This is a genomic window from Paludisphaera mucosa (assembly GCF_029589435.1).
Lineage (GTDB): Bacteria > Planctomycetota > Planctomycetia > Isosphaerales > Isosphaeraceae > Paludisphaera > Paludisphaera mucosa.
The window spans coordinates 1807959-1829166 of record NZ_JARRAG010000001.1; the positions used below are offsets into that span (position 1 = coordinate 1807959).

Consider the following 21208-nt stretch of genomic DNA (forward strand, 5'->3'; position numbering starts at 1 on the left):
CGACCCGCCCCCACGCGGCGGCGGGGGCGGGTCGGAGGGGAAGTCGACGGGGGAGCGCGTCGGTCGACGGCTCAGTAGGAGTCGGAGCTCAGGGTCTCGCCCTGGGCCCGCGAGCCGAGGCCCCAGAGGACGGGCCAGGCCACGCTGTTCTTCAGGAAGCGGACCGAGCCGTCGGCGAAGGCCGCGTTGGCGCCGCCGGGGTGGTAGCTCGCCAGGCCGACGATCCCGGCCGAGTCGAAGTCGGAGTTGGTGTCCCAGAACTGGCAGTAAGGGTACGTCGAGTTCGGCGGCACGAGCGTGTTGCCGAGGGCGTGCCCGTAGTTGCCGATGTGCCACAGGCGGCCGTTCCAGCTGCGCTGGCCGTTGGTGCCGTAGCTGCCCGTGCGCGACTGCCAGGACTGGGCGCAGGCCTGGAGGGCCGTCGTCAGATAGCCGCCGCCGCCCGGCATGTTGGCCAGGGGGGCGTCCATGTTGCGGTTGGGCACGCCGGGCCATCCCGCGGAGTTCCACTGGATGCCGGCGATGTCGGAGATGTTGTTCTGCTGGTCGTTGAAGTCGCCGATCCGCCACTCGCCGAAGGCGATGGTGTTCGACGTGCCGTCGGTGATGTCGCGGATGCCGAACGACGAGCCGCCGACGTTGAAGATGCCGTTGGGGTTGTTGATCGGCCAGCCGAGCCACATGATCGTCGAGCCGGCGTTGGCGAAGTAGCTGTTGCCGGGGAAGAAGCCCATGGCGATGCCGTTCGAATCCCAGCGGTTCTGGGTGATCCGCGGCGGCGGCGACGACGAGGGGCAGAGGAACGACGAGATGATCGCCATCATGCCGGTCGAGTTGGCGACCTCGCGGTTGCCGTCGCCGCGGGCGTTCGTCATGAAGTTCAGCGCGTTGTAGATGTTGCGCTGCTCGATGTAGGGCAGGAGCATGGACTGGGCGCTCCACGCGCCCCAGTCGACGCAGCCGTCGTGCGTGACGGGGTTGCAATACCCGCCCGCGCTGGCCGGGCCCGAATTGCCGCCCAGCGGGAAGGACCCAGCGGCCGACTCATAGTTGTGCAGCGAGAGGGCGAGCTGCTTCAGGTTGTTGACGCACTGCGAGCGGCGGGCCGCTTCGCGGGCCGACTGGACGGCCGGGAGGAGGAGGGCGATCAGGACGGCGATGATGGCGATCACGACCAGCAGCTCGATCAGCGTGAAGCCGACCCGGCGTGAGCTGCGGCGACAGAGAGAGACGTCGTGCATCAAGAGATCCTCACAAGAATGGCAGAGGTAATGAAGGCTGCACTCGGCCGCACCGGATCGTGCGGCGGGCGGTTCCCCGCCAGGGCGAAGCAGGGGATCGGCGCTCCGCGGCCGGATCGCTCGGGATCAGCCGAGCGGTCTTCGGGTCGAGCCCGGTTCGAGAGCCCGCGACCGAGCGGGGTCTCGATCCTGCCGGCCTCGGTGTCAGGGCTTGACCGTGGAGTCCTTGGCGCCGCTCGAAGAGGCGGCGGCGTCGACCTTCGACGAGCCGCGGGCCGGGGCGGCGTCCTTGGCGGGCTCGGCGGCCGCGGGGGCGGGGGCCGGCGGCGGCTGGACCGGTTCTTCCTTCGTGCAGCCCGCGAGGGAGCCGAGGACCAGGGCCGAGCCGCAGATCAGGGAAGTACGAAGGCGCGTCATGGGAGCATTTCCTTTTGCTTGAATCAGCCCGGCGCTCGAAGCCGGCGGCGCATCGACACGCCGCTCGAGGCCCGCGTCGCCCCCTAGCCTCTCACCCGAGCCGAAAGCCTCGACGGCGATCCTCAAACATCCCAGGGAGACCAGATCGGAAAAGCAGTCGCCATCGGATCGAGGATCGCAACTCAGCACGATGCCGAGGGCCGAATGACTTCGGATTCAGCCCTCATTGTTCATGAAATACAGTTCAAGCGCGCCCGAGTCAAGCTGGCAGAGGTTTTTCAACCCATTCCACCAGGCTTCTCTAACATCCTAGTGAATTAGGATATTAAGACTCGCAAGCGTCTCGCACGCGATCATGATAAACAGATTTGAGACTCGCAGGACGGCGCCAACGGGCCGCGCCTCCGCCATTTGTCGTATAGCGTCGAATAACCCGCCGTCGGCCCTCACGAACGGAAAATCCCGCGACCACGTCGCCACCAAGCAAGAGTGCGCGCAATATGTTAGCGAATGTTTCCACTCGACCGATCTTGATCGATGGTGGTCGTGCCGTCGCGTCTTCGACGCCGTGCCGAGCGTTTCGTCAGGGGCCGGCGCGTCAGGTCGGAGGTCGAGCGTCGTGCAGAGCAGGAGACCGGTGATGTCCCGAACGCCGACGATTCGCGACCTCGAACCCCCTCCGGTCGTCGTCCTGCATGAGCGTTCGGGCGCGTGGGCGCGTCAGCTTCGGCCCCGGTTCCAGCGCGAGCCCGTCCGCTGGTTCGAGACCCGGTCGACGGCCGACCTGCTCGCCGCGATCTCGGCCGCGACGACGCCTATCATCGTGATCGAGGCCGGACCCGACCCGATCCCGGCGCTGCGGGATCTGGCGGCGGTGCTGGCGCGAGGGTCGTCGCCGTTGGTCCTGCTCCTCGACGCCGAGGGACGCCCCGAGGTCGCGGCGGTCGCCCGCGAGCTGGGGGCGTCCCTCGCGGAGCCGGGCCGGGCGACCCCTCCCCAGGTCGCGGCCTGGCTGGCCCGCTGGCTCGCGCTGGCGGCGAAGGCGATCCGGGCCGAGGGGTGGTCGCGCCCCTCGCCGGCCGACCCCGCCCGCGAGCCGACGGCCTGGATCGAAGAGCAGATCGCGGCGGCAGCCCGGATCGAGCCCGAGTCCGACGAGGACTTCCCGCCGGCTCGCGAGTCCTAGTCGCCGGGGACGCATTCGCCTACAATGGGCCGACGTCGGATCGCACGCATGGCCCCTGGGGACGAAGCGGAATGTCGGGCAAGTCGGAAACCGTGTTGACCGAGAAGGATGTGCTGGCGGCCCTGAAGGGCGTCAAGGACCCCGACCTGGGCCGCGACCTGGTCGACCTGGGGATGATCCGGGACGTCCGCGTCGGCGACGGCGTGGTCGCGCTCACGGTCAACTTGACCACCCCGGCTTGCCCGCTCAAGGCGAAGATCGAGGCCGACGTCCGCAGCGCCCTCGTCAGCCGGCTCCCCGAAGGCCTCACGATCGAGATCAAGATGACCGCCGAGGTCCGCGGCAAGGGGACCGCGGAGTCGGGCGACATCCCGGGCGTCAAGAACGTCATCGCGGTCGGCTCGGGCAAGGGGGGCGTCGGCAAGTCGACGATGGCGGCCTCGATCGCCTTCGGCCTTCGCGCGCACGGGGCGAAGGTCGGCCTGATGGACGCCGACGTGTACGGGCCCTCGATCCCCCACCTCGTCGGCGCGTCGGGCCGGCCGATGACCAACGGCGACCACATCGTGCCGATCGAGGCCGGCGGCCTGAAACTCATGTCGATGGGCTTCCTTCTGGAGCCCGACCAGGCCGTCGTCATGCGCGGGCCGATGCTCCACGGCATCATGCAGCAATTCCTGCGGAAGGTGGAATGGGGCGAGCTCGACTACCTCGTCATCGACCTGCCGCCGGGCACGGGCGACGTCCCGCTGACCCTGGCGCAGACGCTGCCCCTGACCGGCGCGGTGGTGGTCTGCACGCCTCAGGAAGTCGCATTGATCGACGCCGCGAGGGCCATCGCGATGTTCCGCCAGCTCCGCGTGCCGGTGCTGGGGATGATCGAGAACATGGCGTTCTTCGACGTCCTCGCCTATCTCAAGGAGCGCGGAGGGCCCGAGGCCCGTCGCCTCGTCGACGGCAAGGCCTGCTTCGACCAGGACGGCGACGAGCGCGTCTACCTCTTCGGCCAGGGCGGGGCACGGCGCAAGGCGCACGCGATGCAGGTCCCCTTCCTGGGCGAGGTCCCGCTCAACCTGTTCCTCCGCGAGAGCGGCGACGTCGGCCGGCTGGAGGCCGCCTTGCAGGACGGCTCGCCCTCGAAGCCCTATCTCATGGGCATCGTCGAGCAGCTGGCCGCTCAGATCAGCATCCAGAACCTCAAGAACGTCAAGATGCCCAAGCTCGAGATCCTCAACTGATCACGAAGCCCGGGGCCGTCCGTCATCTGGCCGCCTTTTTGCGTACTAGTTGGAGTTGGATTCTTAGTACGCATGGCAAGCCGACCGACTTCGATGATGGATGGAGTGTGTCCGATGCGACTGAAGACGATATTGTTGACGGCCTTCCTGACGAGCCTCTCCGCCGCGACCGCCCAGGCCCAGTACTGGGGCGCGCCCGGAGTCGTCACCGTGGCCCCTTCGCCCTATGCGGCGACGGTCTACGGCAGCCCTTACGGCGTGGTCGCCCCCGTTTCGCCGGTGATCGTCCGGCGGACGCCCATGGTGATGGCCCCGGGCGTGACCGTCGTCCGACCCGGTTGGGGTTACGGCCCGGGATACGGGATGGGTTACGGCCCGGGCTACGGGATGGGTTACGGCCGGGGCTACGGCATGTACGGCCGCGGCTACGGGCGCGGCTGGCGGCGTTGGTGACGTAGACGCTCCACGGCGTCCCGATGGTTCCAGGGAAGCGCATCCTCCATGGTCCGACCACTCCTCGCCGCGGCCGTCCTGATCCTTTCCTTCAGCTGGGCGTCGAACGCCGACGCCCAGCAGGCCGTCCCGCTCGTGATCGACGACCCGGCGAAGGTCGGCGTCTCGGCCGAGCGGCTGCCGCGCGTCTCGGAAGTCGTCCGTCTGCGGATCGAGGCTCGCGAGATCGCCGGTGCGGTGACGCTCGTCTCCCGTCACGGCAAGGTCGTGCATTACGAGGCCCAGGGCGTCCTGGACGTCGACTCGAAGCGGCCCATGACGCCCGACGCCCTCTTCCACATGGCGTCCACGACCAAGCCCGTGACGGCGGCCGCGGTCGTCATGCTGATCGAGGAGGGCAAGGTCCGTCTGACCGACCCGGCCTCGAAGTTCATTCCCGAGTTCCAGAATCCCAAGGTGGCCGTCGAACGCGACGGCCGGATCGAACTGGTCCCCGCCCGGCGTGAGGTTCAGGTCCTGGACTTGCTCACGCACACCTCCGGCCTCCTCAGCGGCGGCCTCGGCCAGAAGCAGGCCCCGGGCGACGCGACGTCGCCGCACAGGGGCGACGCCCTGGGCGATTACGTCAAGCGGATCGCGACCATCCCGCTCGACTTCGAGCCCGGGACACGCTGGTCTTACAGCCCCTTCGGCGGCATCGACACGTTGGCCAGGATCGTCGAGGTCGCCTCGGGCAAGTCGTTCGACGTCTTCCTGCGCGAGCGGCTGTTCGAGCCCCTGGGGATGCACGACACGTTCTTCCACACCCCGGCCGACAAGGAGTCGCGGCTCGCCGCCTACCACTCCCGGAAGGGGGAAGAGTTGAAGAAGGGGGACTACTCGTTCTCGTTCGTCGAGCCCTACAACTCGGGCGCGGCCGGTCTGGTCTCGACGGCCGCCGACTTCCACCAATTCGGCCAGATGCTGGCCAACGGCGGCGAGCTGAACGGCAAGTGGCTCTTGAGCCCCCGCGGCGTGGCCATCCTGTCGTCGAACCACGTCGGCGAGAAGTTCCCGGGGAACCTGGGCCGGCCCGAGGGGATGGGCTTCGGCTTCGCCGTCGAGGTCGTCGTCGACCCCATCAAAGCGGCAACATTCCGGTCAGTCGGCAGCTTCGGCTGGGACGGCGCGTGGGGGACGCAGATCTGGGTCGACCCTCGCGAGGGGATCGTCGCCGTCTTCATGGTCCAGGCTACGGGCGTCCGGGCGATCCAGAACGACTTCGGCACGGCCGTCATGCAGGCGATCAAGGATCTCGACAGTCCCCGCTGAGCGGATCAGCGGAGATCCAGGCTCCGCCAGAGATACCAGCTCGCGACCGAGCGGAAGGGCCGCCAGGCCTCGGCCAGGGCGTGGCAGTCTTGCGGCTTCGGCAACTCGGCGAGGCCGTGCTTGTTGCGGAGCGCGGCGCGGACGCCGAGGTCGCCGATGGGCAGCACGTCGGGGCGGTTCAGGGCGAAGATCAGGAACATGTGGGCCGTCCAGACGCCCACGCCCTTGATCGTCGTCAAGGACTCGATGATCGCCTCGTCGTCCCAGCCCTCGTCGAACTGGTCGACGGGGGCCGACCCGTCGGCGACGGCCGCGGCCAGGTTGAGCACGTAGCGCGCCTTTTGACCCGACAGACCGCAGCCGCGGAGCGCGTCTTCGCCCAGCTCCAAAAGCCGGTGGGGATCGTAGGGCCGTCCCGCGAGGTCGTGCAGCCGCTGGCTGATCGCGGCCGCCGCCTTGGTCGAGATCTGCTGCGAGACGATCGACCCGACGAGCGAACCCAATCGGTCTTCCCGGGGCGCCAATTGGCAGGGCCCCACGCGCCGGATCACTTCTTTGAGGTGGGGATCGACGCGTTTGAGGTGGCGGAGGGCCTTCGCCCAGGGATCGACCGTTGCGGTAGGGCTCATCGGGTCGGCTCCGGGCTCAGCGCGAGGCGATGATCTGGGCCAGGGGGCGCACGACGCGGGGGAGGATCGAACGTTCGAGGATCTCCTCGCCCAGCTCGCGCTGGCGGCGGAAGGAGTCGAGGAACGTCAGCTCGGGGCCGTTGCCCCAGTACTGGCGGATCGTCAGATAAAGGCTGATCTGGTCGTCGGCGAAGTCGCCCGTGCGGACCTGATAGGTGCTCGTCCGCGTCTCGATCGAGAGCCGGGCCTGGAGCTGGCACGACTCGTCGAGGGCCACCGTCAGCGAGGGCTCGAAGTTGACGACCTTCTTCATCCGGGGCGTCTCGATGAGGCCCTCGAAAGCGCTGCCGACCCCCAGGGCCTCGGCGACGACCTCGTCGTGGTTGCCGTCGTAGGTGAAGTCGAACCCGAAGGTGACGTCGAGGGCCTCGCAATCGAGCAGGCTGATCGACAGGAGCGGGGGAGCAAGGTCCAGCAGAAGTTCATGCTGGCGATAGGCCTCGGCCGACGATTCGGGGTTGGTGCAGCCCGAGGCCAGCCGCCGGCCCTCGATGGCGACCGATCGGTAAGCGTCCTCGTCCTTATCGCTCTCCAGGACCAGGTCGCCGTTCTCGCGCGACTGGAAATTGCGGAGTTCGGGGAAACCCTTCCTCATCTGTTCGAAGAAATGCAGGACCGTATCACGGTTGTTGGGCAGCTCCATCTCGGTATTCAGATTGACGTTTACGTAGTAATCGTCGGCGTCGCGGTTGTAGCGATTCATCCGTCGGGCCTCATCGTCTTGGTCGATTTACGCCGTCGTCGATCTCGCGGGGCGAAAAAGCCCTCGCCGCGCGGGAGACCGGCGGATCCGGTGTACGTGCATCTCCATACATTCTACCAGAATGGGACCGGAGTGGGAACGAACTCGCCCACAGCGTAATCGACCAGTTTAGCTTAACGCTATTTTATCGAACGACTTACATTCCGTCTGTCCCACGAGGCGGTCAGACGCGGGCCCGGCCGGTTTCGGGGTGTCGGATGCGAATCGGAGGGGTGGCGTCGGGGTCGCGGGAGGGGTCGAGGAAGGCGCGGACGCCCTCCTCGGTGAGCCGGGGGTCGGGGGCGATCGCGTGGCTGGCCCCGTCGCGGCCGGCGGGGATGCGGGCGATGACCTCGCCGTCCTCGACGGAGACCGGGACGGCTCGCGAGTTGGCCACGACCACCATCGGCGGGGTCTCGGAGCCGGCGGGCTCGGTCCGGACGGCGAGCGTCCAGGGCCGGCCCGGGAACCAGGGGCGTTTCCACTGATAGGCGACGGTGATCTCGGGATGCGGTCCCGGGACGACCGTCTCGGCCGACGGTTCGCTCCCGGGGGAGTGCAGAAGGGCCCCGTCGGCCTCGTCCTGGGCGTAGACCCGGACGTGCCAGTGGGTCGACCGCAGGCCGCCGGACGGCTCGGCTTCGGGGGGCGTGGGGGCGTTCAGGATCCAGGAGCCCGCCCGATCGTACACATCGCGAGCCACGCTGAAGCGCAAGGCCGTCGGATCCTCGGGCCCGGCCGGTCGCTCGCCGCGGCGCGCCACGACGCGGGCCGAATGGGCGTCGCGCGGCCATGCCCATCGAAGCTGGATCCGGGCCACGTCGGGCGAGCCGGCGGTCGGGTCCAGGCGTACGGCGCGAAGATCCGTCGGGTCGGTGAGCCGGGCGAGCCAGACGCCCCGGCCGACGATCAGATGGCCGTTGAGTGCGGTCAGGGGGGTGTAGTATCGCGAGGTCGAGCCCAGGGGGTCGAAGTCCTCGGCGCTCCCCGGCCCCGTCGAATCGATCCAGTCGCCGGCGACCGCCTCGACCTCGGCCGGCGAGACCGAGGCCCCCGGCGGCTGGGGCAGGGGGGCCGACGTCCGCCGCAGCCGGACGATCCCCCGGCCGGGCTCCGCCCATTCGATGCGGACGCGGCCGGAGGGGTCGAGGATGGCCCGCGGCGGGCCGGCCGGTGCCCCGGGCGGGCTGGCGGCCACGGAGAGCGTCGCGCCCGAGGAGGGGAACCGGCGACCTTCGGGCGAGCGGTAGATGGCGAAGACGGCGTAGTGGTAGACCTGACCCTCGACGACGTCGCGATCGACGGCCGTGTCCGAGGCCGCCGCGATCCGGTCCCCGTGGCGCGGGTTCCGGGGGACGGCGATGCGGTTGCGGACGACCCGGACCTCTGCGACGCCCTTCGGCGCGTCCCAGTTCAGCACGATCTCGCCGTCTCGGACCTGGGATCGCAGGTTCCGCACGTCCGGGAGGAAGACGATCGGCCCGGCGGCGACGGCGGCCAGCGACTCGGACTTGCCACGGCGGCTGAGCACGGCGTAGCTGACGGTCGAACCCGGCTCGACCCCCGGGTCCTCGAACTCGGCGGCCGAGACCTCGGCGATCCGCGTGCCGTCGCCGGGGTGCTCGGGCAGGCCTCCCGGCTTGCGCAGGATCACGAACGTCGGCGCGGCGAGGCCGTCGGGCTCGGGCGGGAGCCACGCCAGCCGGACCCCCTCGGCGGTCACGCGGGCGTCGAGGTTCGTGGGGGCGTCGGGCGGGCAGCGTTCCAGGCCGTCGAGCGCCGCGGGGAGGTCGGCGGCCAGCCCCAGGCTGCGGCCGTACAACCGACGGGCCTCGGGCGGGTCCACCCGTTCCAGCCGTCGCGCCCGGCCGGCGAGGATCTCGGCCTTCCGCAGCCGCTCGACGATCCGGCCCTGCGCGTCGGCGATCTCGGGCGAGCCCGCGGCGACGAGCTTGCGCCACGTCGCCAGGGCCTTGGCCGCCGTGGCGAGACGGCCGCCGGCCTCGGCCAGCTCGAAGGCCATCCGGACCTCGTCCAGCTCCTGCTCGCGCTCGGCGATCCGCGACATCCCGTTCCGCGCGCCGACGTGCTCGGGGGCGTACTTCTGGACTTCCTCCAGGTGCCGCCGCGCGCCGGCCAGGTCGTGGATCCGAAATGCGTGCAGGGCCGCCGCGAAATGGCGGACGAGCGCCTCGCGGAGGACCATGCGGAACCCGCAGGCGCACTTCGGGGCGTCGACCAGGTTCGAGCGCTTGCAGACGGGGCATTCCCACTTGAGCGAGGCCCCGCAGTGCTTGCAGCGGACGGCGCCCACGCCCCGCGCGGTCGGGCTCAGCTCGGTCACGCCCGCGCAGTTGCGGCAGCGGAGCACCCGGTATCCGGGGCCGCCCGCCGCCCCGTTCTGCGGCGCCGCGGGGCGGGACGACGCCCCGCCGGGGTCGACGGCCACGCCGGCCTTGCGACAGGCGCGCTGGATCAGGCGGTGGGCCCGGTCGGGGGGGATCCCCCGCGCGCCGGCCTCGTCGATCAGGGCCACGTGCGTCCCGGAATCGATCCGGACGAGCCCGCGGACGGCGAACGCGGAGGTCTGCTCGAAGCGGTCCTCGGCTTCGAGCACGAGCGTGCGGTCGTAGCGGGCGCGGTGCTTGGGCGATCCCAGGTGGGTCTGCGCGTGCGAGACGACTTCCAGCCAGGCGGTCTTCTCGGCCGTGACCTGGGCCTTCTTCATCCAGCGCTGGCGTTCCTCGTCGGCCCGCGAGGCGATCAGGGCGAGCGGGGCGTCGCGGAAGAGGCCCAGGGCGTCGTACAGGTCGCGGCGGTCGAGGTGGTCGAGCGCCATGCGGATCTGCCGCCGCGTCGAGGCGTCGAGCACGTCCGGCGGCGTCTCATCCTCCGGCTCGACCTCGCCCGGCCCGCCTTGTTCGACCAGGAACGGGATCGGCCGCATGAGGCGGTCGAGCGAATCGCCGTCGATCCCCAGGCGGGTCGCCTCGCCGCGCAAGAGTTCGCGGTCGGCGGCGTTGAGCCCCCCCTTGGCGGCGCGGAGGCGGACCAGGCGGTGCAGCTCGTCGAGCTTCTCCTCGCGGCGGGCGATGTCGGCCGCGGACAGCTCGGCGTCATAGGCGGCGCGGTTGACGGGGCCGCTCAGGAGCGCCGCGCGGAGCACCGGGATCTCGTCGAGGAAGAGCTGGTTGGCGTGCCGCGTCTTGGGGTTGCGGGTCCCCATCGACCAGGCGGGCTGCTTCTTCTTGAGCGCGGCCTCGATCTCGGCGGGGGAGGCCCCCGGCTCGACGCCCAGTCGTTCGTAGTAATCCGCAATCATGTCTGGATCGATCGTCCCGCCCGCGGCCGACGTCGGATCCTCCCTGCCCGCCTCGTCCCCTCCGACGCTCCATTCTGGGACGCGGAGGGCCGATCGTCCAGCCCCCCCGCGGTCGGGGGCCCGCGGCCTTGTCGCTCGGGCCGCCGGCCACTACGCTGGCTCGGGCCGGATCGCCTGGCGGTCCGACGCAAAGCCCAGGGGAAATCGAACAGGGAGCGACGCAGACCCATGACCTCCAAGGTGAAGATCACGACGACGCAGCAGAACGGCCGGACGCACGCCTCCAGCGGATCCTCCTGGGAGGGCGTCATCGGCTACTCGCGGGCCGTCCGCGTGCGGGACCAGATCCACGTCACCGGCACCGTCGGCGTCGAGGCCGACGGAAAGTATTCGCCCTCGCTCGCCGCCCAGACCCGGCGGGCTTTCGCGATCATCACGGCGGCCCTCGAAGCCCTGGGCGGCAAGCCGGCGGACGTCGTCCGGACCCGGATCTACGTCACCGACATCTCCAAGTGGAAGGAAGTCGGCCAGGTCCACGGCGAGCTGTTCGGCGAGATCCGCCCCGCGCTGACGATGGTGCAGGTCGCCGCCCTGATCGACGCCGACGCCCAGGTCGAGATCGAGGTCGAGGCCGTGGTCCAGGACGAGGATCCCCGCCTGGCCTGACGCCGGACCCCGCGCCGGGGCGCCGCCTCAGCGCGGCCCGGCCAGCGGGCCGCGGTCGGCCTCGCGGAGCGATTCGGGGACCGGCAGCTTCGACAGGGCGTAGCAGTAGCCGGCGACGGACCGGATCTGGACGTCGTCCAGCAGCGGGCCCCAGGGGGCCATCCGGGTCCCCGTCACGCCGGCCCGGATGACGCGCAGGACGTCGTCTGGCTTGTCGCCGTGCTTCCACCTGCCGTCGGTCAGGTCGCCCACCTGCTCGCCGCCGAAGCTCGTCGACAGCGGCCCGTTCCCTTTGCCCGAGAGCCCGTGGCAGGGCACGCACCGCGACAAAAAGACCGACCGCCCCTCCATCAGGAACGGGTCGTTCAGGACCTCGGGCGGCGGCGGCTCGGCCGGCGGCGCGAAGCTGAAGTAACCGACCAGGCCCGAGAGGATCAGGAGTCCCAGGCCGACCAAAACCCACTTGCCCGCGGAAAAGTCGGCCGGGGCGGCATTCGAAGGGGCGACGTCAGGATTCGACAAGGTAGGGACCAGCAACCGAGCCAGCGGGCGGGAACGACGCGATCGGCGTCACACATCGACGAGCGTCCACCCTACCCGCCGAGGCCGCCCGCCGACAAGGCTGGCCGCGAGGAGGCCGTCCGGCTCTGCAACGAAGCCGGCCGTTCCGCCGCGCCCGAATTTCTTCCGCAGCATCCTGGACCATCCTGGGTATAGGGGACGGTGCGTTTCGACCCAGGTCGCGGCGGCGGACGAGGGGCGGGGTTTTCGATCGCGAATCACCAGCGAAGCCAAAATCAATGCAGCTTAAAAGTCGAATCGAAAACACTTTGCGGCGAATCGACTGGTCGGCTTTCGCGACGGACGAACCCGATTCGAAGCCGTTCCCGATGCCGAATGACGGACGGCTTCCGCGTGGCCTTTCCCGGCTGGAATTCGATGGGTCGACTCGTTTCGCAAGGCTTCTCGAAACCCGTCCGCTCGCCGTCGACGGTGAAAAAAGACATACGGTTTTCACCATCGAAGCCAATTTCAAACCAGCGTAAACGCTTGATTCAGTCAGGACTTATGGGCGACCAGAGACGCCATGCGTCCGGCGCACGAACCCAAATCGAAGCCGATCCCCGGCGGGCTCCCGACGAGTGGCCAGGTGGGCTCCGTTCAAAGCTCGGGGATCGTTGCGGCCTTCCCGCGTCGGCGGCGAAAGAGTCGAATCCAGAGGGGCGAGAGGACCAATCCGAGGACGACGGCGCCGATCCCGCCCAGGACGAACTTCGCCCTCAGGATGCGCCAGTTCATGGCCTGCTGGTGCGACACGGACGGCGAGATCGCGGGGAGCGAGGGCGGGGGCGGCTCCGTGTACCCCGTCCAGAATTCCGGGTCGTCGTCGGGATGCCGACCTTGCTGGAGCCGGGCCGTCATGAATCGCGTCCGGGCCTCCTGCCAGGCGTCGGCCTCGCGTCGCAGGTCGTGATAAGGCGCTTCGTGCACATCCTCCAGCTGCACGAAGTCGGGCCGACGAATCCAGGCCGTGAGCGCCTCGCCCCTGGGGGCGTCGGGGATCATCGAGCCGCGTCCGTCCTGGATCAACTCCTTGCAGCGCAGCCACGCGTAATAGGCCAGCGAATTTCGACCCCCGGCCCGCTCCGGGGAGAAACCCTGCGTATCCTGCCCGAGGGCCATTTTGAGGGCGTTGTAGACGTCGATGCTCTCCCAGGCGTTCCCGAGCACGATCAGGCCCGACAGGCCGAGGACGGCCTTTCGCGCCTCCGCCGGATCCATGGCTCCCACCTCGACCTGATCCCGGATCCCCAGGAAGTTGGGGAGATCCTCGAACCCGGCCAGGGGCGGGGGAGTCAGCAGCCAGTCCAGGAACCGGAGCTGGTACGACTCTCGCCCGAAGTGGGCGTCCGGGTTGATCGCGATCGCCCGGGCGATCTCGTCGCGGGCGGAGCGGACCTCGTCGAGCTTCGCGCGATCGGCCCCGGCTCGGACCCATCGGTGGACCAGGAACGTCCCCAGGTTGGCGTGGTAACGGTAGGTGTGCTCCCTCGACTCGGCCCCGTCGGGCCAGGTGTCGAGGAGTTTCCGCTTCCGCTCCATCCAGGCGATCGCCTCGTCGCCCCGGCCCAGCCGGTCGCAGGCGACCCCGGCGTCGTCATACGCCGCCAGGTCCCGAGGATGCTCAATCAGCCGCTTCTCCACCCGCTCCAGCCGCATCTCGTAGAAGAGCGGGGGGTTGCGAGGGAAGCGGCCCGTCAGGACGGCCACGACGTCGGGCAGGCCCTTCGCCTCGTCGGCCGGGGTGTCCCGATCCCAAAGGCAGGCGAGGAGCAGGGGCGGCGAGGCCAGCACGAAGGCCGCGAGGATCCAGGCGCGACGCATGGCCGAAGGTCCTGCTGATGAGCCGGCGATCGATGCCCTACAACCCAATGACAAGCGTAGGAAGTTCGCCCGGCCTCGTCAATCGGCGGCCACGGCCTTCTCGGCCAGGTCGGACCGGGGCCGGATGGCCAGGACGACGACGGCGGAGGCCAGGGCGATGAGGGCGAAGACGCCGAAGATGACCGCGAGCGGCATGTGGCGGTCGCGGAGGGCCCCGAAGCCCCAGTCAGCGAAGCCGCCGCAACTGATGCTGACCAGGTTCATGACCCCGTAGCCGGTGGCCCGCCGGTCGGCCGGGACGATCTGCGAGAGGATCGGCATGTTGTTGCAGTCGAAGAACCCCCAGCCGATCCCATAAAGGATCAAGAATGCGACCGCCAGCCCCAGGTGTTCCGAGAAACCGACCCCGAAGAGGGCGGGGAGGAACAGCAGCATGCCGGCCGCGCTCACGAAGATCCGCCCGCGATCGGTCCGGCGCATGCCCATGTCGGCGAGCCAGCCGCCCAGGACCACGCCCAGGAGCGAGGCGATCTGCACCGGCAGCACGGCGTAGACGCCCGCGTTGCCCTGGGTCAGCGAGAATCGCTCCTTGAGGATGTCGGGCATCCAGTCCTTCACGACCCAGCCGGCCATCGCCGGCAGGGTGAAGCAGACGACCAGCAGCAGGTAGTCGCGGTTGCGGGCCAGCTCGCCCAGGGCGGAGCCCATCGAGGCGCTGCGGTGGGCCCGCTCGCTCTCGCGGACGGGCGGGTCGCGGAGGACCAGCAGCAGGGGGAGGGCGTAGAGCACGCCGACGACGCCGCTGGCCTGGAAGGCGAACCGCCAGCCCAGGTCGGGGGCGTCGGCGACGTGGCCGGCGAAGCCGCCCAGGATCAGGCCGGCGTAGATGCCCGTCTGGTGCAGGCCGACGGCCCGCGAGCGGGTCGACCCCGAATGGTAGTCGGCGATCAGGGCGAGGGCCGCGGGGATGTAGAAGGCCTCGCTGATCCCCATCAGGGCGCGGGTGGCGACCAGGCCGTCGTAGGTCGTCACGTAGCCGGTGGCCCAGGTCACGGCCGACCAGACGAACAGGCTCGCCACGATCACGATCCGGCGGCTGAAGCGGTCGGCGATGTAGCCGCCGACGGGGCTCAGGATCGCGTAGACCCACTTGAACGAGCCCAGCATGAACCCCCAGTTCTCGCGGCTGGCGATGTCCGGGATGTCGCCCATCATCGACGTCTTCATCGCCGCCAGCATCTGGCGGTCGAGGTAGTTCAAGAGCGCCACCGGGACGAGCATCGCCACGATCACCCAGGCGATGCGCGGCAGCCCCGGCGAAGATTCGGGGAGCCCGGGATCGAGCGGTACGGCGGACATGATGGCTTCACCTGGGAGAGGACGGCCGGCGTCGGCGAGGCGGCCCGGCGCCGAGCAGCCGGGCCGAGGAGGGACGCATTATCACGCGGCCCCCCGGCCGGATCCACCCCCGGGAGTTCCCCGGGCGCAGACGAACGATCACGGAATTCTCTTGAGCGTGGCCCCGATCGCGTCGACGTCGACCTCGGCGTCGCCCAGGCCGGCGTCGGTGTAGGTGACCGACAGGTTCAGTTCGCCCTTGAGGAAGGCCGCTGCCCCGGCGGGGTCTTCCAGGACGGCGACCTGCTCCTTCCAGCCGTCCTTCTTCAGCCCGGCGAGCAGGGCCTGGACGGAAGCTTTCGCCCGGCCGGCCGCGAGCCTGTATTCGATGCGGCCGCCGGAGACCGTCACGTCGCGCGCCTCGGCCGGGACCGCGATGCGGATCTCGGGTTTGGGCTTCCGCATCGGGGCCGGCTGGGGCGTCTCCTTCGCGGCGAGCATCTCCTCGACCTCGGCGGCCGACATGTGGCGCAGGAGGCCGCGGGACTGGCCGTCGATCGTCTGGATGTGGAGCGAGAGGAGTTCCTGGGCGGCGTTCCGGAAGAACAGGGCCTCGCCGATCCGCTCCTTCGACGGAGCATCCCGCACGGCCTTCCAGCCGAGCTTCGCGAGCCGCTCGGAATACTCGTCGAAGAGGGCCTTCGGGTCGCGCGGGGCGTCGAACGAAAGTTCCTTGGTCACGTCGGCGTAATGGGCCCGCGACGCATCCGCCGGCGCGGGGAGGTCGGCCGACATCAGCTCGGACGAGTAGTCGACCACCGTCTTGCCTCCCTGGGCTGGTGCGGCCGTGACCCGGGCGCTCAGCTTCACGGCGTTTCGCTTGTAGAACCGGACGTCGCCAGCCTCGCCGTAAGGCTCCCAGGCCTGTTCCCGGAGTTTCCCGCGAACCTCCTCGGCGGTCGCCGGGACGGCGCCGGGGGCGAGGTAGGCCTTGCCGACCGGCGTCTCGTAGAACGGCGTGGCTCCCGCGGGCACGGGCAGGGCGGCGGTGTCGACGTCGCCGTGATTGAGGATCGTCACCGCCGCGACGCCGGGCTTCGCGCCGGGGAAGGCCGTGACCGAGGCCTTGAAGCCGGACTTGGAAAAAGTCCCGCTCGCCGCCTGGGCGCTTGCATAGCCGCCGGGGACCTCGTCCCATTCCGCGCCCAGGAGGGCCTTTTTCACGAAGTCGTACGCGCCCGCCGCGTCGGCCTTCACCTCGTACGAGACCCCGGCCAGGCGTCGATACGACGGCGCCACGGCCCCCGGAGGCAGCGGGAACGTCGCGAGATCCAGGACCGCCGCGGCCCGCTCGACGGTCGCCGGCTCGTCCGCCCGGGCCGGCTGCCAGGCCGCGATCGCCAGGCCCGCCGCGAGACAAAGGGAATTCGACCGCATGCTCCCCCCCTGTGCTGGGCCACTACCGACGAGTCGCCCCGTCGCGACCTCGGCTCGGCCTCAGTAGTCTAGGCCGCGATCGGCGGTTCGTGACGGGCGGGGCCTCGATGGCCCGGGCCGCGGCCGATCAGGGGGCCGTCAGCGTGATCCGGCCGAGCTTGTAGCGGCGGGCGCCGTCGTCGGCCGCGAGGGGCAGGGCGAGGACCGGCGCGCCGTCGCGGCGGCCGACGGAGATGAAGACGTCGTAGGTCCCGGGCCGGGTCGGCACGGTGAAGACGCCGAGCGGGTCGTGGTGCGGCATCGCCACGACGAATTCCGAGCGGACCTCGCGGACGGGGGCCGCGTCGATCGGGCCGACGGCCAGGGTGCGGACGTCGAACGACTCATCGACGTTCACCGAGACGATCCCGCCCTTGTCGTCCTTCAGCGTCAGCGCCGGGAACCCGCCGGGATAGCATGGCGAGACGCCGGCGTTGGCCCAGGCGCTCTCGACGACGAACGGGGCGCCGAGCGTCGTCTCGCGGGGCCAGGCCGCCGAGCGGATTTGGATGCGGTAGCCCAGGCGGCGGTTGATGCGATCGATGATCGGCCGGTTCTCCTCGAGCTCGATCCGCGGCCACCAGTGGATCGACATGTAGCTCGCATGATAATCCTCGACCGACTTCGCCAGCAGCGACCCGTCGCCCCAGGCCCCGCGCTCCTTCGAAGAACCGTAGTGCTCGTGTTCCAGCACGACGGGCAGCGTGGGCCAGAACGCCTGCGCCATCTCGGCGTGATACCAGGAGTTCGGAGGCGGCTGCACCAGGATGCTGTCGTCGCGGAGGGTGACGCCCTGCGACAGCGCGTAGTCGGTCGCCGGCTGATGGGCGCCCGCCCGGCTGGGGCCGGCGACGTCGTCACTGATCGCCAGCAGGCTCCGCTTGAAATGCTTCTTGTAAAGGTCGACGTGGGCCCTCACGGCCGCGAGGGTCCGGGCGTCGTCGAGCTGGGCGCCGAAGCCGGTGTGGCCCTCGCCCCACATGCCGAACGAGCCGACATCGATGAACGCCACGTCGGGATTGCCGTCGTACCTCTCGGCCATGGCCGCGAGGAAGGCGTCGAGGCGGGCGAGGAAGATTGGGTCGAGGTAGTCCGGCTCCCAGAGCGGACCGTCCTTCGACGGCCCCTTGCCGAACGTGAAGTTCACGCCCTTGGCGCCCGCCTTCTGGACCCACCGCGGGGTGGCGTCGCGCATCCAGCTCTCGGTCGAGGTGACCCGGATCGCGATCTTCATCCCCTTCGCCCCGAACCGCCGCGCGGGGGTGTCGAACAGCGACCAGTTGAACCGGCCTTCCTCGGGCTCCAGGAACGCCCTGGGGACGCGGAGGTAGACCGTCGACAGCCCCGGGAAGTCGTCGAGCGTGTCGGACGCCTCGAGCTTCGAGCCGTAGTTGGCGATGATGTTCGAGTAGTAGTGGAGCGTCCAGCCCATGTCCGGATTCACCAGCGCCCGGCCGTCGTCGCGGGGCGTGACGGCCACCCACGCGGGCTCCTCGCCCCGGGCGGCACCTTGCAAGAACGGGGGAAGGGACAGGGACGCCGCGATCACAATGTTCGTGAGCCGCATCATGGGTGATGCCTCGGGGGGGGGATTGGCACGGCGGGCGAGGCCCTCATCATACCGCGCCGCGATCCCGGGTCGACCGGGTCGAGTCAGGCGCTGACGACCTCGACCCCCAGGTCGCGGTACGGCTGGATCATCTCCTCGGACGCGTCGGAATCGGTCACGAGGTGGGTAAGCCGCCCGGCCGGGGTGACCAGGTGGGGGGCGACGGTTCCGAGCTTCTCGCTAGCGGCCAGCACGACCACCCGCGCGGCGTGGGCCGCCATGGCCCGCTTGACCTCGGCCTCCTCGCCGTCGAAGGTCGTCACGCCGGCCTCGGGATGGACGCCCGCCGCGCCCAGGATGCAGAGGTCGGGGCGGAGCAGGCGGTACGCGTCGACCGTCGCGACGCCCACGGCGGCCCTCGCCGACTTGAACAGCCGGCCGCCGACGATCACGCCCTCGATATTGGGATGCTCGGCCAGGACGGTTGCGGCCGGCAGGCTGTGGGTGACGATCGTCAGCGAGAGGTCCGGGTCGAGTCGATCCAGGACCGCCAGCGGCGTCGTCCCCGCGTCGAGGGCCACGAGCTGCCCAGGCTGGAGCAGCCGGGCCGCCGCCGCACCGATGCGCCGCTTCGCGTCGGTCGACTCCTTCTGCCGGGCCTTGTGCTCGACGGACGTCGGCGTGCGGGGCAGGGCGCCGCCGTGAACCCTCTGCAAGAATCCGGCGCGGTCCAGCTCGCGGAGGTCGCGCCGGACCGTGTCCTCCGACACCCCGAAGCGGCGGCTCAGCTCCGACGCCAGGATCTTTCCCTCGGTCTGGAGGACTTCCAGCAGCTTCTGCTTTCGCTCGGCCGTCAGCATCCCGATCCTCGCAGGTTACCCGGTGCCGTCGAATCTGGCCGGGCGACATCGCATCCGCCGCCGTCTTCGTCAATCCTGCACGATCTTGCGGCAGTCTGCATGAGGAATCCGAGAAATCTCCTCAAACCGTCTTGAGGTGATCGGTGCCCGGCGTAGAATCCACGGTAACCAAGAATCTTCGTGCAAATAGTCGCAGAGTCATGCAGAAACGAATCGACGCCCCATGATCGCTCCACCGGCCCTGATGCGGCGGCGGTATCTTCCTTCCTCCCTGAGGTCGCCGACCGGACACGAGCGGCTCGCGGTGTTCGGCCTCTTCGCCCTCGACGGCGTGGGGTTCGGGTCGTGGGCCGCGTATCTTCCGACCTACAAGGCGCGTCTGGGCCTGAGCGACGGCCAGCTCGGCATCGCCCTTTTCGCCCTGGTGATCGGCAGCCTGGTCTCGATGCCGGCGGCCGGCCGGGCGCTGGCGACCCGGAGCACCCGGGCGGTGGTCCTGGCCGGCTCGACCTCGTTCAGCCTAACGGTCCCGCTGGTGGCCTTCGCCGCCATGACGCTGGGGAACATGGCCGCCTTCACGGCCGCCGCGCTCCTGTTCGGGGCGACGAAGGGACTGATCGACGTCTCGGCGAACGCCCATGCGATCGACGTCGAGCGTGACGGCGGCGGGCCGTTGCTGTCGACCTGTCACGGCGGCTGGAGCCTGGGCGTCCTCTGCGGCGCGACGGCCGTCGCGGGCGCGTTGAAGCTGGGAATGCCTCCCTTGCTCGCCACCGCGCTTATCGCCGCGGGGCTTCTGGGCCTTACCGCCGCGGCCCATGCGACGCTCTCGAGCTTCGATCCCCCGAAAACGAAGGGCCAGGCCCCGTCCATCCGTCCCCGAGGGCGGCTCATCCCGCTGGCGGGCCTGGCCTTCCTGGGCCTCTTCTGCGAGGGGGCGATGGGAGACTGGGCGACGATCTACCTGGCCGACGAGGTCCGCGCGACGGCCTCGGCGGCCGCGCTCGGCTTCGCCGCGTATTCGCTCGTGATGATGTTCGGCCGCTTCGCCGGCGACCGCTTCGTCGCCAAGTTGGGCCCGGTCGCCGTGCTCGCCGTCAGCGGGCTGAGCGTGGCCCTCGGACTGGGAATCGCCCTGGCCTTGCGGACGTACCCCGCGGCGGTGGCCGGCTTCGCCCTGGTGGGGTTGGGCGTCTCGAACATGGTCCCGATCCTCTTCCGATCCGCGGGCCGCGGAGCCGACTCGGGCGCGGCCATCGCGTCGGTCTCGACCGTCGGCTACCTCGGCTTCCTGGTCGGCCCCCCGCTGATCGGAGCCCTGAGCCAGTCGGCAGGGCTCTCCATCGCACTCTCCGTCGTCATCCTCGTCGGCCTGACGATCGCCGCGGGCTCGCGGGTCGTCGCCGATCCTCCGAAATCCGCATCCGATCCATCCTCGAAATCCGAAGAAAGAACACCGCATGTCCAGTCCGAAGCGACCGCCTGAATACGCCCTCGCCGCCATCGACATCGACGAGACCCTCATCGGCCCCGACCGGAAGGTCGGCGCGGCCAACCGCAAGGCGATCGAACGCCTGCAGGCCCTCGGCTGCCGCGTGGTGCTGGCGTCGGGCCGTCGTCATGCGAACATGCTTCCCTACTACGCCGAGCTGGGCCTGGACGACTTCGTCGTCTCGTCGCAGGGCGCCCGCGTCGAGCACGCGACGACCGGGAAGATCCTCCACCGCGCCGAGATCGAGCCGACGACGGCGGCCTCGCTCGTCGCCGAGGGTTTGAGGCGCGGCTTCAGCGTCCTCCTCTGGCTGGAAGACCGCGTCTTCGCCCAGGAGCGGAGCCGCTGGACGGCCGCCTACGAGAAGCTCACCGACGACCCGGTGACGATCGCCGACCTGGCCTCGCTGACCGACCGCCCGGCCGAGAAGGTGATCTGGACCGCCGACCCGGCGGTCGTCTCGCAGACCGGTCGCGAGCTTCAGGGCGAGATCTACGCCCAGGTGCTCACGACGATCACCGAGCCCTGGTCGCTGGAGTTCAGCGCCCCCGACGCCAACAAGCGCGACGGCGTCGCGGCCCTCGCCCACCACCTGGGCGTCCCGCGCGAGGCCGTGCTGGCGTTCGGCGACGGCAACAACGACGTCGAGATGCTGGCGTGGGCCGGCATGGGCGTGGCCATGCCCCACGGCCGGCCCGCGGCCCACGCCGCCGCCCGGATCATCGCTCCCGAAGGGGACCGCGAATCGGCCCTGGCGCGCGGCGTCGATCAGGTCCTCCGCCACCGCGATGGCGTGATGGTGGCCTGATGGACCGTATTGACCGGGCCCTTAGACTGGGATGA

At 70.0% G+C, this 21208-nt stretch carries 19 protein-coding genes; 7 read left to right on the forward strand and 12 right to left on the reverse strand.

Annotated features, from left to right (window positions below):
* Positions 1–71: 71 nt before the first annotated feature.
* Together PZE19_RS07350 and PZE19_RS07355 are read right to left on the reverse strand one after the other, a co-directional pair.
* Entirely contained in the window at positions 72–1241 is a 1170-nt protein-coding gene (locus PZE19_RS07350; protein WP_277859928.1) for a DUF1559 family PulG-like putative transporter, read from the reverse strand.
* Positions 1242–1445: 204 nt separating this feature from the next.
* Complete coding sequence (locus tag PZE19_RS07355) at positions 1446–1658, reverse strand: hypothetical protein (RefSeq protein ID WP_277859929.1); 213 nt, start codon at positions 1656–1658, stop codon at positions 1446–1448.
* A gap of 640 nt (positions 1659–2298) precedes the next feature.
* On the opposite strand from PZE19_RS07355, the gene PZE19_RS07360 reads away from it, so the two are divergent.
* The 4 genes from PZE19_RS07360 to PZE19_RS07375 all read left to right on the forward strand — a co-directional run bounded on the left by PZE19_RS07360 (position 2299) and on the right by PZE19_RS07375 (position 5846).
* Positions 2299–2844, forward strand: coding sequence for a hypothetical protein (locus PZE19_RS07360; RefSeq protein ID WP_277859930.1), 546 nt, complete (start codon positions 2299–2301; stop codon positions 2842–2844).
* Between the two features lie 71 nt (positions 2845–2915).
* Positions 2916–4082 (forward strand): Mrp/NBP35 family ATP-binding protein, encoded by a 1167-nt coding sequence (locus PZE19_RS07365; RefSeq protein ID WP_277859931.1) that lies wholly within the window; start codon positions 2916–2918, stop codon positions 4080–4082.
* A 114-nt stretch (positions 4083–4196) separates the two neighbouring features.
* A complete protein-coding gene (locus PZE19_RS07370) occupies positions 4197–4535 on the forward strand; it encodes a hypothetical protein (RefSeq protein WP_277859932.1) in 339 nt (112 codons plus the stop codon).
* Positions 4536–4583: 48 nt separating this feature from the next.
* Positions 4584–5846, forward strand: coding sequence for a serine hydrolase domain-containing protein (locus PZE19_RS07375; protein ID WP_277859933.1), 1263 nt, complete (start codon positions 4584–4586; stop codon positions 5844–5846).
* Between the two features lie 5 nt (positions 5847–5851).
* On the opposite strand, the gene PZE19_RS07380 is transcribed toward PZE19_RS07375, so the two are convergent.
* From PZE19_RS07380 to PZE19_RS07390, 3 genes are all read right to left on the reverse strand, one after another.
* Complete coding sequence (locus PZE19_RS07380; protein WP_277859934.1) at positions 5852–6475, reverse strand: DNA-3-methyladenine glycosylase family protein; 624 nt, start codon at positions 6473–6475, stop codon at positions 5852–5854.
* A gap of 16 nt (positions 6476–6491) precedes the next feature.
* Positions 6492–7238 (reverse strand): hypothetical protein, encoded by a 747-nt coding sequence (locus tag PZE19_RS07385; RefSeq protein ID WP_277859935.1) that lies wholly within the window; start codon positions 7236–7238, stop codon positions 6492–6494.
* A gap of 223 nt (positions 7239–7461) precedes the next feature.
* Complete coding sequence (locus PZE19_RS07390) at positions 7462–10599, reverse strand: SaeA-related protein (protein WP_277859936.1); 3138 nt, start codon at positions 10597–10599, stop codon at positions 7462–7464.
* A gap of 228 nt (positions 10600–10827) precedes the next feature.
* Between PZE19_RS07390 and PZE19_RS07395 the strand changes: the two genes are divergently transcribed.
* On the forward strand, positions 10828–11265 hold the full coding sequence (locus PZE19_RS07395; protein WP_277859937.1) for a RidA family protein: 438 nt from the start codon (positions 10828–10830) through the stop codon (positions 11263–11265).
* Positions 11266–11292: 27 nt separating this feature from the next.
* Here the strand turns inward: PZE19_RS07395 and PZE19_RS07400 are convergent, their stop codons facing one another.
* From PZE19_RS07400 to PZE19_RS07430, 7 genes are all read right to left on the reverse strand, one after another.
* Positions 11293–11787, reverse strand: a complete 495-nt coding sequence (locus tag PZE19_RS07400; protein ID WP_277859938.1) for a c-type cytochrome — start codon at positions 11785–11787, stop codon at positions 11293–11295.
* Between the two features lie 48 nt (positions 11788–11835).
* Positions 11836–11961 carry a hypothetical protein gene (locus PZE19_RS07405; protein ID WP_277859939.1) on the reverse strand — a complete coding sequence of 42 codons (126 nt, stop codon included), beginning with the start codon at positions 11959–11961 and terminating at the stop codon, positions 11836–11838.
* A 465-nt stretch (positions 11962–12426) separates the two neighbouring features.
* Positions 12427–13650, reverse strand: coding sequence for a hypothetical protein (locus PZE19_RS07410; RefSeq protein ID WP_277859940.1), 1224 nt, complete (start codon positions 13648–13650; stop codon positions 12427–12429).
* Positions 13651–13728: 78 nt separating this feature from the next.
* Positions 13729–15009 carry an MFS transporter gene (locus tag PZE19_RS07415; RefSeq protein WP_277859941.1) on the reverse strand — a complete coding sequence of 427 codons (1281 nt, stop codon included), beginning with the start codon at positions 15007–15009 and terminating at the stop codon, positions 13729–13731.
* Positions 15010–15147: 138 nt separating this feature from the next.
* The gene (locus tag PZE19_RS07420) at positions 15148–16425 is read right to left on the reverse strand and encodes a hypothetical protein (protein WP_277859942.1); all 1278 of its coding nucleotides are present in this window, start codon (positions 16423–16425) and stop codon (positions 15148–15150) included.
* A gap of 127 nt (positions 16426–16552) precedes the next feature.
* Positions 16553–18034 carry a DUF4832 domain-containing protein gene (locus tag PZE19_RS07425; protein WP_277859943.1) on the reverse strand — a complete coding sequence of 494 codons (1482 nt, stop codon included), beginning with the start codon at positions 18032–18034 and terminating at the stop codon, positions 16553–16555.
* An 83-nt stretch (positions 18035–18117) separates the two neighbouring features.
* Positions 18118–18873 (reverse strand): DeoR/GlpR family DNA-binding transcription regulator, encoded by a 756-nt coding sequence (locus tag PZE19_RS07430; RefSeq protein WP_277859944.1) that lies wholly within the window; start codon positions 18871–18873, stop codon positions 18118–18120.
* Between the two features lie 223 nt (positions 18874–19096).
* Here PZE19_RS07430 and PZE19_RS07435 point away from each other — a divergent pair, with 223 nt between their 5' ends.
* Positions 19097–20359, forward strand: a complete 1263-nt coding sequence (locus tag PZE19_RS07435) for an MFS transporter (protein WP_277859945.1) — start codon at positions 19097–19099, stop codon at positions 20357–20359.
* Positions 20334–21173 (forward strand): Cof-type HAD-IIB family hydrolase, encoded by an 840-nt coding sequence (locus tag PZE19_RS07440; protein WP_277859946.1) that lies wholly within the window; start codon positions 20334–20336, stop codon positions 21171–21173. The genes PZE19_RS07435 and PZE19_RS07440 overlap by 26 nt, the downstream gene beginning before the upstream one ends.
* Positions 21174–21208: the final 35 nt, after the last annotated feature.